This window comes from Desulfotomaculum defluvii, from assembly GCF_054657375.1.
In genome coordinates this window covers 1,615,821-1,638,473 of sequence record NZ_BAAHYV010000007.1, presented here as the reverse complement: position 1 = coordinate 1,638,473, position 22,653 = coordinate 1,615,821, and the positions used below count along the sequence as shown (strand labels likewise).

19 protein-coding genes, 1 tRNA gene and 2 other RNA genes are annotated in these 22,653 nt (G+C 39.2%); 15 read left to right on the top strand and 7 right to left on the bottom strand.

Going from position 1 to position 22,653, the window contains the following annotated elements; translation table 11 throughout:
• Positions 1-161 precede the first annotated feature (161 nt).
• On the bottom strand, positions 162-365 hold the full coding sequence (locus ACYQ03_RS15005; protein ID WP_459910730.1) for a hypothetical protein: 204 nt from the start codon (positions 363-365) through the stop codon (positions 162-164).
• Positions 366-759: 394 nt separating this feature from the next.
• Here ACYQ03_RS15005 and rnpB point away from each other — a divergent pair.
• The 6 genes from rnpB to ACYQ03_RS14975 all read left to right on the top strand — a co-directional run bounded on the left by rnpB (position 760) and on the right by ACYQ03_RS14975 (position 4,612).
• Positions 760-1,106, top strand: an RNA gene (rnpB, locus tag ACYQ03_RS15000) — RNase P RNA component class B.
• A 93-nt stretch (positions 1,107-1,199) separates the two neighbouring features.
• Positions 1,200-1,275: transfer RNA gene (locus ACYQ03_RS14995), tRNA-Ala, on the top strand.
• 279 nt (positions 1,276-1,554) lie between these two features.
• Positions 1,555-1,731, top strand: a non-coding RNA gene (gene ssrS, locus ACYQ03_RS14990) — 6S RNA.
• Positions 1,732-1,971: 240 nt separating this feature from the next.
• Positions 1,972-2,937, top strand: a complete 966-nt coding sequence (locus ACYQ03_RS14985; RefSeq protein ID WP_459910729.1) for a cation diffusion facilitator family transporter — start codon at positions 1,972-1,974, stop codon at positions 2,935-2,937.
• A 74-nt stretch (positions 2,938-3,011) separates the two neighbouring features.
• Positions 3,012-3,935, top strand: a complete 924-nt coding sequence (locus ACYQ03_RS14980; protein WP_459910728.1) for a DUF362 domain-containing protein — start codon at positions 3,012-3,014, stop codon at positions 3,933-3,935.
• 137 nt (positions 3,936-4,072) lie between these two features.
• Complete coding sequence (locus ACYQ03_RS14975; RefSeq protein ID WP_459910727.1) at positions 4,073-4,612, top strand: BON domain-containing protein; 540 nt, start codon at positions 4,073-4,075, stop codon at positions 4,610-4,612.
• Positions 4,613-4,657: 45 nt separating this feature from the next.
• Here ACYQ03_RS14975 and ACYQ03_RS14970 read toward each other — a convergent pair whose 3' ends face one another.
• Positions 4,658-4,879, bottom strand: a complete 222-nt coding sequence (locus tag ACYQ03_RS14970) for a hypothetical protein (RefSeq protein ID WP_459910726.1) — start codon at positions 4,877-4,879, stop codon at positions 4,658-4,660.
• Positions 4,880-5,112: 233 nt separating this feature from the next.
• Here ACYQ03_RS14970 and atoS point away from each other — a divergent pair, with 233 nt between their 5' ends.
• The 4 genes from atoS (at position 5,113) to ACYQ03_RS14950 (ending at position 10,231) form a co-directional block, all read left to right on the top strand.
• Positions 5,113-7,014, top strand: coding sequence for a two-component system sensor histidine kinase AtoS (gene atoS / locus ACYQ03_RS14965; RefSeq protein WP_459910725.1), 1,902 nt, complete (start codon positions 5,113-5,115; stop codon positions 7,012-7,014).
• Positions 6,983-8,344 (top strand): sigma-54-dependent transcriptional regulator, encoded by a 1,362-nt coding sequence (locus ACYQ03_RS14960; protein ID WP_459910724.1) that lies wholly within the window; start codon positions 6,983-6,985, stop codon positions 8,342-8,344. The genes atoS and ACYQ03_RS14960 overlap by 32 nt, the downstream gene beginning before the upstream one ends.
• A 193-nt stretch (positions 8,345-8,537) precedes the next feature.
• The gene (locus ACYQ03_RS14955; protein ID WP_459910723.1) at positions 8,538-9,437 is read left to right on the top strand and encodes a sulfite exporter TauE/SafE family protein; all 900 of its coding nucleotides are present in this window, start codon (positions 8,538-8,540) and stop codon (positions 9,435-9,437) included.
• The gene (locus tag ACYQ03_RS14950) at positions 9,434-10,231 is read left to right on the top strand and encodes a TIGR02186 family protein (protein ID WP_459910722.1); all 798 of its coding nucleotides are present in this window, start codon (positions 9,434-9,436) and stop codon (positions 10,229-10,231) included. The genes ACYQ03_RS14955 and ACYQ03_RS14950 overlap by 4 nt, the downstream gene beginning before the upstream one ends.
• A gap of 36 nt (positions 10,232-10,267) precedes the next feature.
• Here ACYQ03_RS14950 and ACYQ03_RS14945 read toward each other — a convergent pair whose 3' ends face one another.
• Positions 10,268-11,593, bottom strand: a complete 1,326-nt coding sequence (locus tag ACYQ03_RS14945; protein WP_459910721.1) for an acetyl-CoA hydrolase/transferase family protein — start codon at positions 11,591-11,593, stop codon at positions 10,268-10,270.
• 453 nt (positions 11,594-12,046) lie between these two features.
• On the opposite strand from ACYQ03_RS14945, the gene ACYQ03_RS14940 reads away from it, so the two are divergent.
• Complete coding sequence (locus ACYQ03_RS14940) at positions 12,047-12,202, top strand: MFS transporter (protein WP_459910720.1); 156 nt, start codon at positions 12,047-12,049, stop codon at positions 12,200-12,202.
• Positions 12,203-12,218: 16 nt separating this feature from the next.
• Positions 12,219-13,250 carry a sulfite exporter TauE/SafE family protein gene (locus ACYQ03_RS14935; protein ID WP_459910719.1) on the top strand — a complete coding sequence of 344 codons (1,032 nt, stop codon included), beginning with the start codon at positions 12,219-12,221 and terminating at the stop codon, positions 13,248-13,250.
• Between the two features lie 55 nt (positions 13,251-13,305).
• Here ACYQ03_RS14935 and uraA read toward each other — a convergent pair whose 3' ends face one another.
• From uraA to ACYQ03_RS14920, 3 genes are all read right to left on the bottom strand, one after another.
• Positions 13,306-14,577: a uracil permease gene (gene uraA / locus ACYQ03_RS14930; RefSeq protein WP_459910718.1), complete on the bottom strand. Its 1,272-nt coding sequence runs from the start codon at positions 14,575-14,577 to the stop codon at positions 13,306-13,308.
• Positions 14,578-14,741: 164 nt separating this feature from the next.
• A complete protein-coding gene (gene upp, locus ACYQ03_RS14925) occupies positions 14,742-15,380 on the bottom strand; it encodes a uracil phosphoribosyltransferase (RefSeq protein WP_459910717.1) in 639 nt (212 codons plus the stop codon).
• A 207-nt stretch (positions 15,381-15,587) separates the two neighbouring features.
• Positions 15,588-15,845, bottom strand: coding sequence for a glutaredoxin domain-containing protein (locus ACYQ03_RS14920; protein WP_459910716.1), 258 nt, complete (start codon positions 15,843-15,845; stop codon positions 15,588-15,590).
• Between the two features lie 172 nt (positions 15,846-16,017).
• Here ACYQ03_RS14920 and ACYQ03_RS14915 point away from each other — a divergent pair, with 172 nt between their 5' ends.
• On the top strand, positions 16,018-16,503 hold the full coding sequence (locus ACYQ03_RS14915; protein WP_459910715.1) for a cell division protein SepF: 486 nt from the start codon (positions 16,018-16,020) through the stop codon (positions 16,501-16,503).
• 29 nt (positions 16,504-16,532) lie between these two features.
• On the opposite strand, the gene ACYQ03_RS14910 is transcribed toward ACYQ03_RS14915, so the two are convergent.
• The gene (locus ACYQ03_RS14910) at positions 16,533-17,294 is read right to left on the bottom strand and encodes a tRNA lysidine(34) synthetase (protein WP_459910714.1); all 762 of its coding nucleotides are present in this window, start codon (positions 17,292-17,294) and stop codon (positions 16,533-16,535) included.
• A gap of 106 nt (positions 17,295-17,400) precedes the next feature.
• Between ACYQ03_RS14910 and ACYQ03_RS14905 the strand changes: the two genes are divergently transcribed.
• Entirely contained in the window at positions 17,401-17,559 is a 159-nt protein-coding gene (locus ACYQ03_RS14905) for a small, acid-soluble spore protein, alpha/beta type (protein WP_459910713.1), read from the top strand.
• A gap of 397 nt (positions 17,560-17,956) precedes the next feature.
• Positions 17,957-22,408 carry an FAD-dependent oxidoreductase gene (locus tag ACYQ03_RS14900; RefSeq protein ID WP_459910822.1) on the top strand — a complete coding sequence of 1,484 codons (4,452 nt, stop codon included), beginning with the start codon at positions 17,957-17,959 and terminating at the stop codon, positions 22,406-22,408.
• Positions 22,409-22,653 lie beyond the last annotated feature (245 nt).

Genomic DNA, 22,653 nt, shown 5'->3' with positions numbered 1-22,653 from the left:
ATGGGATTTTGTGCATGTTTTGCTAGGGTCTCTAAAGCATAGCTTACGGGTACAGAACCCATGGTCAGCTAAATCTAAAATCCATGGTTTGTAACTTAGGTCATGGCTGGTTAGTAAAAATAAAAGACCGCACTTTAGTGCGGTCTTTTATTTATTTATATTTAATCCTCCCGATCAATATGGAAATGATTATGATGAATCTTAAGTTTGTGCTTAATACCACATTCAGGACAGGATAATGTTTCACCGTCTTTAAAACGAATTTCACCGATGTGTTTACTACAACAGATGATTTCGATGCCGAGCAGGGATCCATCATTCTTTTGGTTGACCCGATAACCATAATTAGGTTTTTGAGTTTCCATGTTAATCATCCCCCTTGTGGTTACTTTATTACTTCTTCTCCGTGAGGAGTAAAAATTCCTGCCGAATAAAGATGTTGAATTGAGTTTTGGTAATATATCGGAAAAATATACATATCATTACCAAAAAAAATGAAAAATTTACTAATTTGTTGGTTAATTAATACTTGTTAATATTAAAACATTTTTCACAAGCGGTTTCAAGGAATATTTTAATGGGTAATTTTCTAAAATGTTTATAGGTTTTAAACTGAATTATTATTACATAGTATGATTTCTATAAAAATAAATACAATATTTTGTGTTATATACTTTATATTCTAGCAACATATCTCTTGATTTATTTCTATAAAGTAGTATAATCTATAAATGTCGCATGAATGCGGCATGTTCAAAGTACAGCGGGTAGTCGCTGTTGTGTATTAGACGCAGCAGAGGAAAGTCGAGACACGCACACATGCTGAGATAGCCAATAGGCAGCAGCTAGTGTAGAATGGTGCCCGGCGTAAGTCGGGGCAGGGCGACCTGACGACGGTGAATTTAACTCTCTGAGTTATTAGTAGCCATAAAGTGCCACAGAAACGATGTCATCGGGCGACCGATGAATGCAAGGGTAAACTCCACCAGCGTGCAACCCAAATAGGCAGGGACTTTGTCACCTGCGGGTAGGGGCACCTCGCATAGCGAGGAAGGGGATTTTCTCCTTAGATAGATGACTACTAAAACAGAATCTCGCTTACGGCTGTATCTTTGGACTGTTTTATTAATATATAATACAAAAAAATAGCTTGCACACTTAGACAAACTATGCTAAAATAACTTTTGTCGGAAAGAGCTGGGGGCGTGGCGCAGCTGGGAGCGCGCTTGAATGGCATTCAAGAGGTCAGGGGTTCGATCCCCCTCGTCTCCACCAATATATTAAAAGAGTTCATAGGTGATTCCTATGAACTCTTTTTTTGCATATGTTACCTACTATCACTATATAAAATTTAAACATACTAACCTCTCATGTAACAAACCACGATGAAAATTATTCCAATGCGGGAGGTGCTGCCGTTTTCCAGTCCTAGGCCCGAAAATAAGTCATAAACTCTAGCCGAAGGTTAATGAGGTACACTTTACCATCTGAAAGAACTTGAAATAGACTATGATTTTTGTTATCATACAACTACCGACGACAATACTAAAAATTAATTTCCTGCTTTGTGCGTTCCTTGTTGATTTTTAAACCACAGTGTGTTTTAGGGAGTTGAGACTTAAATTGCAGATGCCAAACCGTTGCGGACGGAAGGCAGAAACAGTTTAGCTGACACCCACCTGCGAGATGCGGGTATTAAAAACACCAAGTGGACGGCATAGCGGGTAACAAAGCAAAAAATCCTCAGAGAGTGATCTCTGGGGATTTTGTTTCTTTAGCAAACAAATGGGCACCATAAATAATAAGTTAGTCATTAGCTCATGGCCGATGGTACAGGGCCAGTTGTATTCTCATAATGATTTAAAAAAGAAAAGCAAGAATTAAGAATGTTCCTGTATAAACCAAGATAAAATAAGAATGTCAGGTCCCTATATTCACTGTTCCTAGGGCAGTTGTACTAAGGAGGGTTTTATGGCACACAATAGTGAATCGGCAATTAAAGCAGCCCTTTTGGCCAACGGCGTTATAGCTTTAATGAAACTGGTCGGTGCATTACTTAGTGGGAGTGCCTCAATGATGGCTGAATTTAAGCATTCAGTTGGAGACTGGGCAAATGGATTCTTCCTTTTAATCGGCATTCGTCAAGCCCAACGTCCAGTTGATGATCGATACCAGTTTGGACATGGCAAAAGAGTCTTTTTCTGGAGCTTTGTAGCCAGTTTAGGCATGCTCTTTATTGGTGGTGCCCTTTCCATTTATGGTGGTATTCAAAAAATAATACATCCTGAGCATTTAGAATATATTTCTTTAAACTTGATCATTATCAGCATTAGTATTTTATTTGAAATTTACTCCATGACCATGGCCGTTAAAGCTATCATGCATGAGGTGGGTGAAAGGAACTCGGGAGTTAAAATGTTTACCAGAGTAATCCCGGCTTTATCTAAAGCGACACCAGCCACTCGCTTTATTTTTCTAGAAGATTCAGCCGCTTTAATAGGACTTATTATTGCAGGTACTGCTATTATACTTTCGGTAATAACGGGAAATGTTCTCTTTGATGGGCTTGCATCTGTTGTAATTGGACTTATCTTACTATTAATAGGATTGGCTACAGCTAAGGAAAATGTTGCAGCAATTTTAGGTGAAGCTGCAGAGCCTGAATTAATCCGGGATATGGGAAACTATGTCTTAACTTTAGATGGGGTTAAGGATGTTCATAGTGTTAGATCAATGAGTATTGGTCCCAACAGTTATTTAGTGGAATTAATTATCGAAGCTAATGAACAAATCTGCCTTTCCCAGTGTGATGAGATCAATAAACAAGTAAGACATGAAATAAAGCAAAAGTATAATCAATTTGAGCAGGTTATTGTAAGTATCATCAGTGACAATAAGATAAAAAATTGGCAAGTTGGAACAACCAGTGAAGTTTAGCTGTCCAGCTTGCTCTTGGTTATTTATTTGAGACAGTTATTCTAACTATTATAGCTTTAATACTGGAGGTAACCATGAGAAAAAGAAAGCTTGAACAAGCAGTAGTTGCAATAACTAGGGACCCATTGGAAGGACAAGCTGTATGTCGTGCTATTGAAATGCTTCCTGTAAATAGAATTTTTAAATCTGGTGATACAGTGGTTATAACACCCAATTGGGTAAATACCCGACCACCTCAAACAGGTACAGTAGTGGGACCAGAAACCTTACGTGAATTGATTAAATTTATTAAAAAACAGAATCCCGGTAGGATAGTTGTGGCCTGTGGCTCTGGGGGCGACCAAACACCAAAGGTGATGGAACAAACGGGTTATAAAGATGTTTTACAACAGGAGCAGGTGGAATTTGTAGACACAAATTATGGTCCTTATATAGAACTAGAGTTAAATCATCCATATCCGCCCTCCACACCCATTAATAAGTTAATCACAGAGGCTGATGTATTAATTTCTTTTACCCAAATAAAGCAACACGAAGAAGCAACTGTTTCTTTAGGTATTAAAAATATCGCCTTGTCCTGGCCACCGGCAGAAGTTCACGGTTGGCCGAAGACCCAAAGGGGCATTCATGAACGCCTGCATGGTTTTATTGCTGCTATGGGAGAAAAAATCCCCATTGATCTTACTATTTTAAGTGGTAATAAAGGAATGATTGGTACAGGTCCCTCAAAGGGTAAGCCTGTCAATTCAGATATCGTAATAGCTGGTACAGATCCTGTGGCCACTGATGTGGTAGGTGCCAGATTACTTGGCTTTATGCCCCAGGCAGTTCAGTACCTTTATGAATTGGCCCTACGGGGAGTTGGTGAAGGTGATCTTAAAAAAGTTGAGTTAAAAGGTGTACCTTTAAATGAGGCGGAAGAAGTATTTAGCATGGCTGCCTACGGCCATTCTGTGGTGGTTGACCAAGGGAGACTGAAACCATTCCAATTAAAATAATTTTTAGTACCATACTAATGCATATTTGAACTAGACACTTCAAAAGAATTTTGCAGGATATGAATATAAATTTTCACTGATAGCTCTCATCTTTGGGGGAATAATAGCATTAAGCTTATCCCGAAGGAGATGAGAAAATGACTAGGTTTGAAGATAAGGAACTACAGAAAGACATACAATCAATAATTGACAGAACAAATGGACTTAAGGATTATGGTATTAAGGTACAAGTGCAAAAGGGCGAAGTCCATCTCATGGGTTTTGTGGATACTCTACATGAAAGAAGACAGCTGCACGAATTGGTTTCCAGAGTTCAAGGCATAAAAAGTATTGAAAACGGGGTTACCATCAGCACCGATGGCCAAATTAATGATGGTGAAGTAACTGCCGAAGTTTATGAAGAGTTAGAAAATAACGGAGTTAATTTAAAGAATATCGGCGCGGAGAGTATTGGTGGTATTGTTTATCTTCGAGGACGTTCAGATAGTGAGGAAGAAATAAACAACGCCATTGAAGCTGCCACCAGGGCCAGAGGTGTACGGGATGTGATGGTTCAAGTTGAGCGACAAGCAGATTTTAGGGAGAAAGATGTTGAAGAAATGACTTTAAAAGAAATATTCCACAGTCAGGTCAACAATGATAGTGAAGAGGAAAATAATCATGATGGTTTAAGCTAAATACCCCAAGGAAAACCCCCACTTTATGAAAGTGGGGGTTTAAAATTAATCCCGGTTAATGTTATGCTTCATATCTCTAACACCTGTTTTGTAATGCATACCCATTTTAACACTCTTTTGAGTACCATGTTGGTGGACACTTTTTAACTGAGCTTTTTGGGATTTGATTTCCCGGGGTTGTGTATGACCTACTGGACGGTGTAGATAATGTTCAATTTCAGGTAATTCATGTTGGACACCCTTTTTATATTCATCAATTATGGACAAGTGATCACCTCCTTAGTGTTTATTTTGCCCAATTATGAATGACTGATGATGTCATTAATTTCTAATGATGATAGTATAAGAGAAACTAAGGTTTCCACCTGCTTGCCTGTGACCTTTAGGTTATGCCCTTAAGGGTGCGTCTAAATACTTGGCGAAACTCAATTTTTTCTAATTGGCTAGGTAAGTAGGAGATGTTAAGATAAGTTTATTAAACTTATTAAGGTGAATGATTTATGATTAATAAATTTAAAAATCAACTAATGGTGTTAATTGCAATATTACTATTGCTTCCTGTGCTTATTATTGGTGCTATGCTTTATATGGTAAACCATAGTACGCCAGTGATTTTAGATGAACAAAGGGAGAATTTGACCTTGGCAGTTGAAGAGCTTAGCCAAAGGGTGCCCCCCAATATATCTCAACTAATGAATAAACAAGAAGTCCTAAGTAAAAATCGCGTTGAACAAATAAAAACCCTTAATAGGGAATTAGCCGGGGCTGTCATGAAGGTGTTTCAAAAGTATCAGGGGATTGAGTTAGGCTATTATTCTTCTGAGATGAAAGCTGTCTTGGTGCAAATGGGCCAGGATGGTCACTTACCCTATATGGATTTCAAGGACTTTTTTTTGGATGTTTCCGAGGAAGTACAGTGGTCTGAACAGGCTCAATGGAAGGATGCCTTTGATCAAGTTATTCGAACCCAAAAACCCCTAGAGCTGGTTTTAGGTTCTGCAGGGAACCAGAAATTGGTGGTATTTTATCCCCTGGTAGAGAACAACCAGGTTAAAGCGGTAATTTGGGCCGGAGAAAGATTAGGTGGGATCAATAAAGAGATCTTGCAGGCAGAGAGTTTTGCCTATACGGTTATCTTTTTTGGTTTTATGCTAGGTCTTTGTAGTACATTTTTTCTCTTAAAAAACTATTTGGACACAGTGGCAAATATAAAAACAGGCCTACAAAGATTGCAGAATGATCTTACCTATGTTATTCCACCAACTATGGGTGAATTAGGAGAAATATCAAAGGCAATTAATGACTTAGCTTCGCGATTAGTTCGGGCTCATAACTATAATGAAATTATATTGGCCAGTATTAATGCAGGAATTATAGCAGTCAATATGGAGGGCAGAATTGTAAGTGTAAACGCCACAGCACGCAAGATATTCCAATTTTCCAGTGATATCTTGGATAAACACTATACTGAAATTTTTCCTGATAATATTGAGCTTATACATCTGTTTGATAATTGTTTAAAGGGGCAAGAAGGTAAGGAATATAAAACTAAATTTTCAGGACTTCAAGAAATACAGTTGATGGCTAATACATCTGTATTATATGATGCCCATCAGAATGTAGTTGGAGCAGTCCTGAGTTGCCGCGATGTTACCGCTCGCATGCGTATGGAAGAACAAATGAGAAGGCAGGAAAGATTGGCTTCATTGGGGAAACTAGTTACAGGTGTAGCCCATGAAATAAAGAATCCTTTAACCTCTATTAGCGGATATATACAATTTTGGCTGAAAAGTAAAGCTCCCACAACAAAGTCCCTAAATACGATATATCGAGAGGTCAGAAGATTAGACTCGATTGTCAATAAATTACTTTTTTTTGCTAGACCTTCACATTCTGTTCTAAAGGCGATTTCCATTAATCAATTGGTTAGCAGGGTGATAAACTTTTTTGAGGAAACCCACTCAGAAAATATCTGTATCTCATTTAATTCTGAGGGTAATTTGCCAATTGTTTGTATAGATCCTGACCAGATTGAACAAGTATTGATGAATATTATATTTAATGGTGTTCAGGCCATGCCAGAAGGCGGTAAGATAGAAGTAAATACTGGCTTCAGCTTAAGCGATAAAATGGTTTATATTGAGATTAGAGATACGGGATGCGGTATATCGGAGGAATTATTAGAAAAGGTTTTTGATCCCTTCTTTTCAACCCGTGCCAAAGGTACAGGATTAGGATTAACTATTGCTGATGAAATTATTAGGGCACAGGGAGGAAAAATTGAAATAACAAGTCAAATGGGAACGGGTACAAGGGTTCGAATTTTATTACCAATAGAAGTAACAGAAAGACCTCAGAGGGGGTTAGAACATGACACAAAAGATAGTTCTGGTGGTAGATGATGAAGAAAGCGTTAGACAGTTTCTTTATGATGTACTCACAGAGGAAAACTATCAAGTAGATACAGCAGTGAATGGCCAACAGTGCCAGGAAAAATTAATGAATTTAAAACCAGATGTTCTCATTACTGATATTCGGATGCCTGAAAAAGATGGCTTTGCTTTGCTTGATTATATAAAGTCAACAGGATTAAATACGCCGGTTATTTTAATGACAGCCTTTGGTACTACAGATGTAGCCATAAAGGCGATGAAGCTGGGGGCCTTTGATTATATTGTTAAACCCTTTGATTTAGATGAGTTTTTAAACCTTGTCCAAAGGGCTGTGGCCCAATCGGATACAATTGCATCCTTTCCCCAAGTCTTGGAGTCGGTTAGTACAAATGGTGTTAACATTATAGGAAATTCCGTTGGCATGAGGCAAGTATACAAGGATATTGGCAGAGTAGCTGATAGTAATGCCACTGTCTTAATCCAAGGTGAGAGTGGCACCGGAAAAGAATTGGTAGCTAGGGCTATTCATTATAATAGCTCCCGGAGAGATAAAGCCTTTATTAAAATAAATTGTGCTAATTTGCCAGATAGTTTATTGGAAAGTGAATTATTTGGCTATGAAAAGGGTGCCTTTACCGGTGCCAATTCTTATAAGATAGGAAAATTTGAGTTGGCCCATGAGGGAACTATATTTTTTGATGAAATAGGTGAGATTAGCCTTTCCACCCAAGCAAAACTCCTAAGGGCTATTCAAGAAAAAGAATTTGATCGGGTGGGTGGAACCAAGACCATTCAAGTGGATGTTAGGATTATTGCAGCTACCAATCGAAAACTTAAACAAAGCGTTCTAGAAGGAGAATTTCGAGAGGATCTTTTTTTTCGCTTAAATGTTGTTAATATAGAAATACCGCCTTTACGGGAACGAAAAGAAGATCTTTTACCACTGATTGCCCACTTTCTTGCCAAATATAATAGAGAATTTAATAAAGATGTTAAGGGATTTTCAACAGAAGCAGTTAAGCTGTTAAAAGATTACGATTGGCCAGGAAATGTTCGTGAATTGGAGAACCTTATTGAACGTTCAATTATTATGGCTAGGGGATCTATCATAATACCAGAGGATATTCAGTTGGGAACCGCTGAGAAAAAAATACTCACTGAAAGCGTATGTATAACTGATTTGAATTTGCCTCTTAAGCAAATTGTAGCCGATGTTGAGCGGAGGATTATTATTAAAGCCTTGGAGGAGAATAATTGGTGCCGCACCACTACAGCCAAGGTATTAGGAATCAATAGAAGATCACTTTATGCAAAGATGAAGGAATTAGGTATTGAATAGGTGAGTGATTTTTGCCCATACGGGTAGATTTGACTCATTGTTGTCATCACAAAAGGTAGCTAAAAAAGATAAAAAACGGCTTAACCTAGCCGTTTTTTATCTTTTTTAGCTAATTAATCAGACGTTTTTAATATGGCATAGAAATTGCTAGTTTATAGCAATAAGAAGATTGCAGAGTAGGAGGCTCAGAAAAATGGATGATATTTTCTTTTCAGGGTCAATTTTATTCATGGTAATTGGCATCCTAGGTGGTGTGTTATATCCGGTGTTAGGTAAGGCAAGTGTTTACACAATTGTTCCACTTTTAATAGTTATGACTGGGTTACCACCTGAAATGGCGATTCCTATTGGTTTAGCCCATTTTGCAGCCCTTATTATCCCAGCCGCAGTAGGACATTGGCAGGCAGGGAACGTTGATTATAAACTACTGTTTCTATTAATTATCGGTTTAATGGTTGGACTTATTTTTACCGGGGAAATTGCTGATTTAAGCTTATTGGTTTTGGTACCCTATTTACTTTTAATAATTGGTGCAGCCATTTATAAAATTCGTCCCTTTGTTTTGCTGCCAAAGCCTAAAAATAAATATAGAAGGAAAATACTTAAAGTACTTTATCGATTGCCTGGCAAAGTAGATTTATCAGCCAGCGGAATCAAGATCTCTTGTCTTGTACCCATTTTATTAGGCTTGTTATTAGCTTATACAGCAAAAATATTTGGTCCCATTGCTGGAATCCTGGTTTGTCCGATACTGATTATTTGCCTGGATATCCCGGTAATGGTGGCGGTGGCAACATCAATGGTATTTAATTTTACTGGCATGTTGTCGGTTGCCATGTGGAATGGGTTTTTAGTAATACCGTTAAATTTACAGATTCTACTTTGGGTATTTCTGGGCTCAACTGTCACTGTATTGGTACTATCCACTGTAATTAGAAAGAAACTTTATCCAATTCCTGTGGCAGCCTTATTAGTAGCTATTACATCCTTTACCCTATGGGCTCTTATGTTAAGTAATCCTAGCCACAGCAGTTTAATACAACAAATTTTTCCACTGGATCTTCTTGGTTGGTTTGGAGGTGCTCAAGGGTGAGAGTATTTGCAATCTTGATGCTAATTATGATGATATTTCCTGGTCAAGGTTTAGCTTCAAGCATTTCCTGTGAGCTTTCTCAGTACCAGTGTGAGGTTGGTCTGGATCCCGCTAAGCAAAAAATTGTAGTCTTTGGCGAGGCGCCAAAGGATGCACCCGTTATCATTCATTTACAAGGACCTAAACGACCGGTTTTGGTCAGTCTCTTTAAGGATCAATCCTTGCTTAAATTTAATGAAGCTGAGGTTCAGGGTTTGCCCGGATATTATCAGATCTTGACCTCCAATATCGACTACGAGGTGGAAGAAAAATATGGTTACAACTTAGGATTAGCATCTGGTTATGCACAAATAAAAACAGATGCATGGGTAAGGATGCGGCAGGATATTCCCGAAGCCTACAATAAGAATCAACAGGATTATATTAAAATAGCCATAGAAAATAAAGAAGCTAATAGTCTCTATGCCATAAGGCAAGGAGTCGTTAAGCGGGAAGGCAGTAAATATCAAGTAGAGATTCCTTTAATTGAGGGAATGCCCCTTGGCTCATTTAAGGTTACAGCCATGACTTTGGTGAATAATCAAATTATAGCTTCTACTCCTCAGATATTAAGTATCAAACCAGCATCTTTACTATCAATTGGATCTCAAGATGTCTCTCTTTCGGCGGTTCTTGTCATAACTTTATTTATGGTACCTATTATTCTTTTGACTGTGGCACAGATACTTGAGTTTATTGAGCAGCGAAGGGAACAGGAAAGACGAGCAAAGCTATTAAAACAAATTTGGCAATAGCAAAACAGCATTGCATGCTGTTGCAATGCTGTTTTGTTATCTAGTTAGACCGAATTTTTTTGCAGCTTCTGCTAGGCCGTCCCGGTGATCTGGGTGAGCAATGGAAATGAGAGCCTCTGCTCTTTGACGATAGGTTTTCCCCCTAAGTCTAGCAACGCCATATTCCGTGACAACATAATCAACATCGTTTTTGCTAAGGCTTACTACTGAACCACTTTCTAGAGCAGGCACAATTTTTGTTCTGCCCTTATGTGTAGAATGAAGAATAACAATACTTTTTCCATTCTGGGCATTCATTGCGCCCCTAGCGAAATCCACTTGCTCACCGGTTCCAGAATATAATTTAGGGCCGATGGGTTCTGAGGCACACTGTCCTAACAGATCGATTTCTTCTACACTATTGATAGCGATCATATTATTATTTTTTGCGATGATCATAGGATCATTTGTATAAGAAACTGCGTGCATTTCAAACATAGGATTGTTATTAATGAACTTATATAAACGTTTTGTACCCACAGCGGAACTACAAATGATTTTGCCTTGATGAATATTTTTCCTGCGGTTAGTTACAGCACCGCATTCTACCAGGTCAACAACGGAATCTGTGATAAAATGACTATGAATTCCAAGGCCTTTCTTAACACTGAGACATTGAGCCACTGAATTAGCCACAGAACCTAAACCTAGTTGGATGGTGGAACCGTCCTCTATAATTTGACACACGTAATCTCCTATTTTAGCATCAATCTTACTCTGTATTGGTTTAGGTACTTCCAATAGAGGCGTATTATCCTCAACAATCAAATCAGCTTGGGAAATATGAATAAAGCTATAACCCATTGTCCTAGGCATATTTGGGTTTACCATTAGAATTACCTTTTTGGCACAACCTGCAGCAGCGATGGTATAGTCAACGGAAACCCCAAAACTAAAATAGCCATGTTCATCCATAGGAGAAACAGTACCTATGAATACATCAACTTCCATGTCTCTGATAAATTGCGGATATTCAAATAGATATCCGGGCATAACCCCGGCACGACCTTCCTTAACACCTCTTTTAACTACACTACTAGTTAACCAAGATACATGGCGAAAATGTTTTTCCATGCCAGGTTTTAGATAACTAGCCTCCCGTAATGGTAGCATCTGATGAATTCTAACGTCCTTTAATTCGCTTTTTCGATTGGCCAGTGCCTCCATTAACAATTCAGGTTCTGCTGCACCTGGTGGAACCACAATATTATCACCAGAGGAAATAATGGAAACAGCCTTGGCTGCCGAAGTGCATTTATCATTATACATTTTGGCTAACTGTTCAGAGTCTTCAAACAATGGACCTGCCTTAAACCAGACCAAGAACATTCACCTCCAACAAGTCATATTTTAGTGAATTATATCACGTTTAGAAATCAATTGAAAGAAATACATTGTCAAATTCTTAATGGTTTTGATAAAAAATATATTAAAGTTATTTATAAAAAGAACTTAAAAATAATATTATTTAACTATGACATGACTAAGAAAAACTTGAAAACAATAGTTAAATATGCTAGCATGGCGGTGAAAAACAAATGTGAAAGTGTTTCTATACTTAACAAAAAGATATAAATTCAAAAGTGAATAAAATCACTAAATTGTCACCACAAATGAATAAAAATGCATTGGGTACATGGATTTCACAAAAAATAGTTGTCACTATCATCATAAAATAATTGAAATTAAAAAAATTAGACATGAGGCAATAAAGATTGATACCAAAATTTGTGATAACCAAAAGTTATTACAAGGACTAAAGAGTTGGTGAATGAGATGATTGATGCAATAAATGAGTATATTATAGCCATTTACCAAATGAATAAAGCACAATATGGGTTAATTGTGGTTACTTTAATGTCTGTGGTTGGTGTTTGGGTAGGGCTCTTTACTGAAATTATTCTTAGGGTATTGGGGATTAAGGGAGAGTAGGAATGGAGGGACTACTTTGTTACATTTGCCCATAGCTAATGCAGATGTTAACGGCTGGGCCTTGTTATTTCTAGGTTTTTTTGTTGGTGTATTGGGGGGGTTTTTTGGTATTGGAGGAGCTTTTATCGTAACTCCTGCTCTAAATATCATTGGCTTTCCTATGGCCTTTGCAATTGGTACGGACATAGCGCATATTTTTGGTAAATCAATTGTAGCGACTTTTAAACATTCCTTGCTTAGGCATGTAGATTTTAAGCTAGGGTTATTTATGGGTCTATTGGGTATGGCTGGTGTTTCCTTAGGAAAACAATCAATTTTGTATTTAGAGAAGCTGGGTCAAGCAGGACCTATTGTTAGAATGGTGTACATTGTGATTCTCTTTGCACTGGGGATTTTTATGATCCGGGAATACTTCTTTTATAGTAGGCTAAACGAAAAACAGCAATGGGAAGCTGAAGCAGCAAGGTCCGAACTTTCTAAATGGATAAGAAAAATTAAGGTAGGACCATTTATTAATTTTCCTACGTCCAATGTTTATGGTATATCCATTTGGGTAGTAGTCTTTTTAAGTATTACCAGTGGGTTTATTTCAGGGTTTTTAGGGGTTGGTGGAGGGTTTATTAGAGTTCCGGTACTTATTTATTTTCTTGGGTTGCCTACAGTAATGGCCGTGGGTACGGATTTGTTTGCTATCTTGATAACCAATTCATGGGGGGCGTATATCTACGCGATGGCGGGGAAAGTAGAAATTATCGGAGCTATGGTAATGGTTGTTGGAGCAGCCGTCGGAGCTCAAATTGGTTCAGTTGCCACGGCTTATGCTACGGGAATGAAAATAAGATTATATTTTGGGGTAACTCTTACCCTCGCTGGAACGGCTGTTATCTTTAAACAGCTTTTACTGCCTACAATAGCGGCGTATCTAATGCTGGGTACTGCAGCTATACTAAGTAGTATCATTATTTTTATGTTGGTAAAAGAGGTGCGGCGACAAAACAACTTTAAAAAAACCATGCATAAAGATTTGTCACGATGTGAAGTGGATTAGCCATTAGCCGTTAGCCATTAGTCAAAGACTAAAGCTAAAAGCTAATGGCTAAAAGCTAATTACTTTTCTCGTTACTAATGTTGGCAGTTTCCAGTAGACGGAAGAAGAGGCTTAAAATCATGCCAACTACTGTTGCTAGGCCCATACCCTTTAGACTAACAGCACCTAGTTGTATCTGTGCACCACTTACGCCGATGATAAGCACAACAGAAGTTAAAATTAGATTAGAGGCTTTACTGTAATCAACCTTTGCTTCTACCAGCATACGAATACCAGAAGCAGCGATAACACCAAAGAGCAGTAAAGAGACACCGCCCATAACCGGAGTAGGAATACTTTGAATGGCTGCAGCTAGCTTTCCGACAAAGGAGAGAATAATGGCTATAATCGCTGCACCGCCAATAACCCAAGTACTATAAACTTTGGTTAGGGCCATAACACCAATGTTTTCTCCGTAGGTTGTGTTGGGGGTGGAGCCAAAGAAACCAGAGAACATAGTAGAGATACCGTTTCCTAAAAGAGAACGATGCAAGCCAGGATCCTTTGATAAATCACGACCGACAATATTACTGGTTACAAATAGGTGACCTATATGTTCAACAATTACCACCAGGGCTGCGGGAACAATAATCATAATGGCATTAATATCAAAAACAGGACGGTAGAAAGTAGGCATGGCAAACCAACTAGCCTGGGCAATGGCTTCAGTATTTACCAGGCCCATGAAGGCAGAGAGGACATATCCAGAAATAATACCAACCAAGATTGGGATGATGGCCAGAAAACCACGGAATACTACATTGCCTAAAATAGTTACACCTAGTGTAAATAATGATACAGTAATTACCTTTGGATCAGCTACATAGTTATTAGGGTCAGCAGAGGCAAGTCCAGCCATTTGAGCGGCAACAGGAGCTAATTCAAGTCCAATTACCGCAACAATTGCCCCCATGGCAGCGGGTGGGAAAAACACGTCAATCCATTTTGTACCTACAGCACCAACTAAAAGAGCAACAGCAGAGAAAATAAAACCTACAACGATAAAACCACCTAGGGCGGTGTTATAGTCATATTTACTTAATACTGCAAAAACAGGTGAAATAAAGGCAAAACTGGAACCTAGATATGCAGGGATACGACCCCTACAAATAAAAAGGTAAAAGAGCGTTCCTATACCATTAAAAAGTAAAATTGTAGCAGGGTTTACTTTGAACAAAATCGGTACCAAAACCGTTGAACCGAACATTGCAAACAAATGCTGCAGACTTAGGGGTAAAGTTTGGAGCAAGGGGAGCTTTTCTTCCACCTGGATTTCGCGTTTTGCCATTGTTTAAATTCCTCCTTAATTTTATGCCTTTAAAAAAATAAGCTCCTTACAGAGTACTGTAAGGAGCTAAATAACTATAGGAATATAATTATCCTGTTAGCCGCAACCTTATTAGTCTCTCTGTACTAATTTAAAGGTGTTAATTATTAACATTATTTTTTTCATTAGAGTAAGTATAACCTGTCTCCGGCATCTCCGCAACCCGGGGATATATATCCAATATTGGTAAGTAATGGATCAATAACTCCTGTCACTACATTAACTTGAGGGTACTTTTGCTCGATTTGTTCTAACCCCTCTTTGACGGCAAAGGCGCAAACTACTTTGATTTTAGAAGTGTCGGCTCCAAACTCTGCTAATACTTCAAGGGCCTTAACACAACTGTTTCCGGTGGCCAGCATCGGATCTAGAACCATAATTTGCTTAAAGTCTCCTAAATTTTTGGGTAGGCTATTAACGTAGAGCTTAGCTTGAAGGGTATCATGGTCCCGAGACATGCCTATATGGGCAACCTTGGCTTTGGGTAAGTAATTAAGAAAACTTTCCACTAGTCCCAGGCCAGCCCGAAGAATAGGTACTAACAGTATTTTTTCGTCTTCTAAAGCTAATGCTGTTGTTTCAACTTCCATTGGAGTGGTTACCCTAACTTCTTTAGTGGGTGAATCTTTGGTGGCCTCAATGGCCAATAAACCACCTAAACGTGTAATGGCGTTTCGAAAAGTTGAAATATCACTTTCTTTATTTCTTATTAACTGAAGCTGTTCATCTGCCAGTGGATGGCGAAGAACTGTTACGGTGCCCATATTTTCACTGCCTCCTTAGTGTTCCAGCAGTACCACTTAGTAAGACTAGATAGGATATGCTAGATCAATTTCCAAATACCCATGATTCGCTAAAAAAATACAAATTCCTTTTTTGTGATAGCTTATTTTTATATTTATTTATAATTATTTAGAGTTGTTTCTTAGGGCTATGGAAATTAACAGGCGGGGAACTTCCCGCCTGTTAAACTAGGTAAGTTCTAAAGGTTCTTCACTAAGTAAGTGATTCCATTTGTTTGGTAAGAATCCTACTACAGTATGTCCATTTGCCATGATAGTAGGAGTGTCAAGGCCGCCAGTTTTTTTAATAAGTTCACCACGGGCACCATGATCCTGTGTGTTTTTCTCTACGTATTGAATTCCTTTGCTTTCTAGAAATTCCTTCGCTTCATCACAACCTGTTTTATTCCAAGGCGATACAAAAAGTGTTACAAGATAGTCACCCATTTTCAATACCTCCTTTAATTTTAGTTTGCCCATGAAAAAGGAAAAACTTCATAAGGAAATAGGACAATGGTCCTATAGAAAATTAGCAAATATTTCCGCATAATAAAAATGTAGTCTATCTATGTAACTTCTGGTACTTATATCATTGGATATGCCGAAAGGAGAGTTTAGGTTGTCTAAGTCATTTCTAGACAAGTTTCTTGGTTTTATTGGATTTGAAGAAGTAGAAGATAGCGAAAAGGCACCTGAACTGTCTTCACCTAAAGAAGTTAAAGCACCAATTCAAAGCCTTAATAAAAGTGCTCGCACTGAATTAACAGCTATTACAGCATCTCCGAATAGCAAAATCATATCTACGCAGCCTCGAACATTTACTGATGTGCAAGTAGTGGCAGATCACTTAAAAAATGGACAACCTGTAATTGTTAACCTTTCTCAGGTTCATCCGGAAGAAGCTCAGCGTATTTTAGATTATGCTAGTGGTGTATCTTCTGCTTTAAACGGTTCTGCCAAAAAGGTGAATGGAGAAATTTTTTTATTTGTTCCCAGCGGAGTTGATATTGTAGGTGCTGGTGATTTGAGAACCTTTACAGAGAATGCCGAACCATTGGAAGAAAAAGTAACATCAAGATGGTTTAATAAAACAGAATCTGCGTAGTTTTTTAAGTGCCAAGGGGCCGGGGGGTATTAACTCCACCGGCCCTTATTATTTTCTTTTACCGGCCACAGATTTTTTGGATCGAAATTATGCAGCGAAGTTAAAAATTTTTGACGAATATCAGGGTATTGTTGAGAAAGACTGTCAATTAAGTTTTTTACTTCTTCCCGTTTAGTATGTTTGTTTGCCGGGCAGGGATTTTGAATAATAGGAATATTCTCCAAGGGTAACAATTTTTTTATTTGGTTTTCCGTGACGTAAACAAAGGGGCGAATTACAGTAAGATCAGTTCGATCAAGATATGTTTTTGGAGAAAAGGTTTTTATGTTTCCATTATAAAGTAAACTCATAAAAAAAGTTTCAATAACATCATCTAGGTGATGGGCTAAGGCTACTTTGTTAAAACCTAAATCTTTAGTTACATTGTGAAGAGCACCCCGGCGTAGATTTGCGCATAGGGAACAAGGGTTAGTTTCTTTTCGAATATCAAACAATATTGTTCCAATATCAGTATGCTTAACGGTTAAAGGGATATTTAATCTTTTACATAGCTCATTCATTGGTACTAAATCTGCACCTAACCCCATGTCCAAATGTACGGCATGCAGTTCAAAGGGTATCTTTTTTAAATATCTGTGTTGGTAAAGACTAAGACAATAGAGGAGAGAATGACTGTCTTTTCCCCCCGAGACCCCTACGACTACCTTATCTCCCGGTTCAATTAAATTAAAATGAGTGATTGCCCGTGTGACCTGAACTAACAATATTTTTTGCAAATTTTTCTTATTCATTAAAACTTTCACCTTTTCTAGTATTAGTTAAGTAATAAAAAAATATTTTCACCCCGTATAGTATAACTGCGTTTGGGCTAAATTAGCAATAAGGGAGGGGTAAGACATGGCTAAATACATGAGTGATGCCCTGAAATATGAGCTTGCCCAGGAAATGGGCGCAGCAGACCGTATCCAAGGCAATGACTACGGTAACCTGACCTCGAGAGAGTGTGGTAACTTTGTTAAGCTGGCGATACAGAGGGCCGAACGAAGCATGTTGTAACTTCCCTAGAACTGGTTCACGTAAAGTGAACCAGTTTTTTATTTGCTTAGGAAAGTATTGGATTTTTACTATGCAAAAAAGCAAACAAAGGCTGACATCTGCTTTTTTGATAAGCTTGTACCATATGTTACAAGCGTGTCTTATGAAAAATCCGTATGTTTTTTCGCTGGTAATAACGCATGAGTATGAATGTTAAAAAATAATAGTAAAAATATACAAAAAATAATTATATTAAACCTACCAATGGTATTTGAATTACGCTATTGTTATGATAAACTGAAATCAGGTATAGGATAATCGAAAAATAATTCTTGGCTGGAGGTGTTGCATGAGACAATTTCCACAATCAAAACAATTTGCATGATGCGTGCATTGTTTGAAGGAGGTTAGTTAGTTGATGAGTGAACAAGATGGATTGATAAATCAAATGACTGGTTCGGTAATGGTGGTAGGTGGGGGCATATCGGGGATGCAATCTGCCCTTGATCTTGCTGAATCTGGGTTTAAAGTTTATTTATTGGAGGAGAAGCCTGCTATTGGTGGTACCATGGCTCGCCTAGATAAAACATTTCCCACTAACGATTGTGCAATGTGTATCATGTCCCCAAAATTAGTTGATACGGGTCGTCATAAGAACATTCAAATTATTACCGGTGCTAAGATTGCTAATGTTGCCGGTGAAGCAGGTAATTTTAAGGTAAAGGTAAATCAAAAGGCCCGTTATATTGACACAACAAAATGTACCGGATGTGGTGATTGTGCTAAAGTTTGCCCAGTTGAACTACCAAACCAGTTTAATGGTAATATAGATATTCGGAAAGCCACATACAAACTTTATGCCCAGGCTACACCAAATGCCTTTGCCATTGAAAAGAGAGGGGTTGCTCCCTGTAAGGCTGCCTGCCCTGCAGGAGTGAACGTTCAAGGCTATGTGCAACTGGTAAAGTCCGGCAAGCCAGTGGATGCCTGGAAAATGATTTATAAGGATATGCCCTTTCCTGCAGTTTTGGGAAGAATTTGTGCCCACCCCTGTCAAACAGCTTGTAATAGATCAAAAATCGACGACCCAGTGCAAATCAAAAACTTAAAGCGTTTTGCTGCAGATGTGGCTTATTCTAATATGGCGGAACTTCCTTTACCGGAACGAGTAGATCAACTTGATGAAAAGGTGGCAGTCATAGGTGCTGGCCCATCAGGCTTATCCTGTGCTCATTTCCTAGCCCTAAATGGCTATCAAGTTACTGTCTTTGAAGCCTTACCTGTTACCGGTGGTATGATGCGTGTGGGGATTCCTGAATATAGATTACCTAAAAAATGGGTAGATTTAGAGGTGGACTTAGTTAAACGGCTGGGTGTGGAAATTAGACTTAACACTGCCCTAGGTAAAGATATTTTCATTGATGAACTATTTAACCAAGGCTATAAGGCTATCTTTTTGGGGATAGGTGCTCAGAAAGGTCTTAATCTTAAGGTGCCTGGCAGCAATTTGGACGGTGTTACTACTGCTGTAGAGTTGCTGCGTAAAGTGGGACTTGGTGAAACAGTCACCATAGGAAAGAAGATTGCCGTTATTGGCGGTGGCAATGTGGCCATGGATGCTGCTCGCGTATCCCGTCGTCTGGGTGCTGAAGTCCATGTTCTTAGTCTAGAATCCGAGGGAGAATTACCAGCTGATCCCGAAGAAATTCAAGAAGCAACAGAGGAAGGGATTTACTTCCACTATGCCCATAGCGTCAAGGAAATCAAAGGAGATAATGGAACGGTAAAGGGTTTAATAACAGCTAATGTTACCAGTCTCTTTGATGCTGCAGGACGTTTTGCTCCCCAATGCGGCGAAGTAATAACCCATTGGGATGATTTTGATGGTGTACTGGTAGCCATCGGTCAAACTGTGGATTTATCCTTTACTGAAGATAAGCCTCTGGCCAACCAGCAGGGCAACCGACTGATGGCCGATCCGGAAACCTTGGCCACCAATGTGCCAGGAATATTTGCAGGGGGAGATGCCTTCACTGGTCCCAAATTGTTGATTGATGCAGTAGGCGCAGGTAAAAGGGCTGCGGAGAGTATCCATCGTTATATACAGGGTGAAGATTTAAATATTGGTCGCGCTTTTAAAATACCAGAAGAGGAAATATCTCCCCTTCGCCAACAAGAAAACGAAGTAAAAACTCAACCAGCATTTGTACAGAATTATACTGCCCCTGATATCAGGAAAGATAATTTTGTTGAGGTAGCACTTGGCTATGATGAGTCACAGGCTAAATCCGAAGCAGAGCGTTGCTTAAACTGTGCAGTTTGTTCCGAATGTCTGCAATGTGTGGATGCTTGCTTACCAAAGGCAATTAACCATGATATGCAAGACCAAGAATTAGAAATTAATGTGGGAGCACTTATTCTTAATCCAGGATTTAAACCCTATGACCCTAAAAATCTAAAACTATACGGTTATGGGAAATACCCCAATGTAGTAACCAGTATCCAATTTGAAAGAATTTTGTCGGCCAGTGGCCCCTTTGCTGGTCATATGGTTCGTCCATCTGATCACAAGGAACCAACCAAAATTGCTTGGATTCAATGTGTAGGATCCCGTAATGAAAGAATTGGTAAGGGCTATTGTTCATCGGTGTGTTGTATGTATTCTATTAAACAAGCCATCATTGCCAAGGAACATAGTCACACACCAATTGACACAACTTTGTTTTATATGGATATGCGGACTCCTGGTAAAGATTTTGAACGATATCAAAACCGTGCTATAGAAGAACATGGAATCAAGTTTATGCGATCCCGCATTTATCAAATAGATTCATCACCTGACGGTAACGATGATCTAATGATTCGCTATGCCGATGAAAAAGGGTTACTGCATCAGGAAAACTTTGATTTAGTTATACTGTCCGTTGGCATCTCACCCCCTGAGGGAGCTGAAGAGCTTGGGACAGCAGCCAATATTGAATTAGACCAATATGGTTTTTGTCGCAGTAAAGATTTAACTCCTGGATGCACTTCCAGAGATGGTATTTTTGTCAGTGGAGCCTTTAGGGAACCCAAGGATATTCCTGAAACAGTAGTAGATGCCAGCGCTGCAGCAGCCCTTGCATCACGACTCCTGGCTCCGGCCCGGGGAACCTTAACCATCACACAGGAGTTTCCTCCAGAAAAAAATGTAGTCAATCAGGCACCCAGGGTAGGTGTGTTTGTTTGCAATTGCGGTATTAATATTGGTGCTGTTGTTAAAGTTTCAGAGGTTGTAGAATATGCTAAGGGCTTGTCAGGTGTTGTGCATACGGAGGAATTTTTGTTTACTTGTTCTGCTGATAACATTATAAAGATTAAAGAACGAATTCTTGAGCATGACCTCAACAGAGTTGTGGTGGCCTCTTGTACTCCGCGAACCCATGCTCCTCTGTTTCAGAGTAGTATGAAAGAAGTTGGGCTTAACCCATATCTCTATGAACATGCCAATATCAGGGAACAATCTTCCTGGGTACATCGCAATAGACCTGAGGATGCCACTGAAAAGGCAAAAGACTTGGTAAGAATGGCTGTGGCCAAGGTGCGTCTGCTCAAGCCAGTACAACCTGCATTTGTTGATCTGGATCAACGAACCCTAGTGGTGGGTGGTGGCGTAGCTGGATTGACCAATGCTTTGTCCTTGGCTGAGCAGGGTTACCCTGTCACTCTGGTAGAAAAGAGTGCTACCTTAGGTGGTCACGCCGTAGAATTACGCTATAGCCTTACGGGAGAAAATATTTTAGAATCTATAACAAAACTCATAAATGACGTAGAGGCTAACCCATTGGTAGATGTTATTCTCAATGCCCAGGTAGATAAGGTTTCTGGATATCTGGGAAACTATCAGACCACCTTATTAAACCAGGATGGTTCTAGAATTGAGGTAAAACACGGTGCAGTGGTTGTGGCGACTGGCGCAGATCCCATAGAACCCACTGAGTATCTGTATGGGGGCGACAAGGCAGTATTGACCCAAACTGAATTAGAGCAAAGGTTGTTCGATGACGGTCTTGGCCAAGCCAATACAGTGGTCATGATTAACTGTGTGGGTTCCAGAGAACCCAATAGGCCTTACTGTAGTAGGGTTTGTTGTACACAATCCATTAAGAATGCCTTAAAAATTAAGGAACAAAAGCCCGAGGCCAATGTAATTATCCTGTATAGGGATATTCGAACCTATGGTTTTAAAGAAGAGTATTATACTAAGGCCAGACGCCAGGGAGTTATTTTTATCCGTTATAATGTTGATAACAAACCGGAGGTTACTGCTAAGGGCGATAAAGTAATAGTAACCGTAACGGATCATATACTTGACCAAAAAATTCAAATTGAAGCTGATATCTTGGCTTTATCTAATGGAATACAACCCCGTTCCGATACAGAACGATTAAGTCAATTATTTAAGGTACCCTTGAATAGCGACGGCTATTTTCTCGAGGCCCATATGAAACTACGGCCAGTTGATTTTGCTGCAGATGGTTTATATCTATGTGGGTTAGCACACGGACCGAAGGATATTAGTGAAACCATCGCCCAGGCCAATGCTGCCTCTATCCGAGCGGTGACACTCCTGTCCAAGGGAAAATTGGAATCATTGGGTATCACCGCTGAAGTGGATACCGAACTGTGTAAAGGATGTGGCATTTGTGTTAGTGTCTGTCCCTACGGTGCCAGAATACTTGATGAGCGTAGAAGAGTTGCCATTGTACGGGAAGTACTTTGTCAGGGTTGTGGTGCCTGTGCTGCAGCCTGTCCCAGTGGCGCCACTAAGCAAAGGGGTTTTGAACAAGGTCAGATGCTGGCCATGATAGACGCTGTACTGGACATTTAGACATTAACCATCCCGCCTATAGCTTTTATGCATGTTTTCTGAGGGGCCCTTTGTGGCCCCAATAGAAAGCTGATGGCAGGCTAATAATTTATAATCGCTATGGACCCAGTGTTTTTATGAAACTCCGGGTCCTTTTTTATTAATACCCTCCATTTTTCAAGAGTCATTACTGGTGCTCCATCAAAGTTACTTAGGTGGACAACGATAACACGACCTTACAACTAGGTTTTTTATTTGTATGTTTT

Bases quoted from the DNA above. Each gene is read 5' to 3' on its own strand.
- ACYQ03_RS15005 (WP_459910730.1), bottom strand. From the start codon at position 365: ATGGAAACTCAAAAACCTAATTATGGTTATCGGGTCAACCAAAAGAAT.
- ACYQ03_RS14985 (WP_459910729.1), top strand. From the start codon at position 1,972: ATGGCACACAATAGTGAATCGGCAATTAAAGCAGCCCTTTTGGCCAAC.
- ACYQ03_RS14980 (WP_459910728.1), top strand. From the start codon at position 3,012: ATGAGAAAAAGAAAGCTTGAACAAGCAGTAGTTGCAATAACTAGGGAC.
- ACYQ03_RS14975 (WP_459910727.1), top strand. From the start codon at position 4,073: ATGACTAGGTTTGAAGATAAGGAACTACAGAAAGACATACAATCAATA.
- atoS (WP_459910725.1), top strand. From the start codon at position 5,113: ATGATTAATAAATTTAAAAATCAACTAATGGTGTTAATTGCAATATTA.
- ACYQ03_RS14960 (WP_459910724.1), top strand. From the start codon at position 6,983: ATGACACAAAAGATAGTTCTGGTGGTAGATGATGAAGAAAGCGTTAGA.
- ACYQ03_RS14955 (WP_459910723.1), top strand. From the start codon at position 8,538: ATGGATGATATTTTCTTTTCAGGGTCAATTTTATTCATGGTAATTGGC.
- ACYQ03_RS14940 (WP_459910720.1), top strand. From the start codon at position 12,047: ATGATTGATGCAATAAATGAGTATATTATAGCCATTTACCAAATGAAT.
- uraA (WP_459910718.1), bottom strand. From the start codon at position 14,577: ATGGCAAAACGCGAAATCCAGGTGGAAGAAAAGCTCCCCTTGCTCCAA.
- upp (WP_459910717.1), bottom strand. From the start codon at position 15,380: ATGGGCACCGTAACAGTTCTTCGCCATCCACTGGCAGATGAACAGCTT.
- ACYQ03_RS14920 (WP_459910716.1), bottom strand. From the start codon at position 15,845: ATGGGTGACTATCTTGTAACACTTTTTGTATCGCCTTGGAATAAAACA.
- ACYQ03_RS14910 (WP_459910714.1), bottom strand. From the start codon at position 17,294: ATGAATAAGAAAAATTTGCAAAAAATATTGTTAGTTCAGGTCACACGG.
- ACYQ03_RS14905 (WP_459910713.1), top strand. From the start codon at position 17,401: ATGGCTAAATACATGAGTGATGCCCTGAAATATGAGCTTGCCCAGGAA.
- ACYQ03_RS14900 (WP_459910822.1), top strand. From the start codon at position 17,957: ATGAGTGAACAAGATGGATTGATAAATCAAATGACTGGTTCGGTAATG.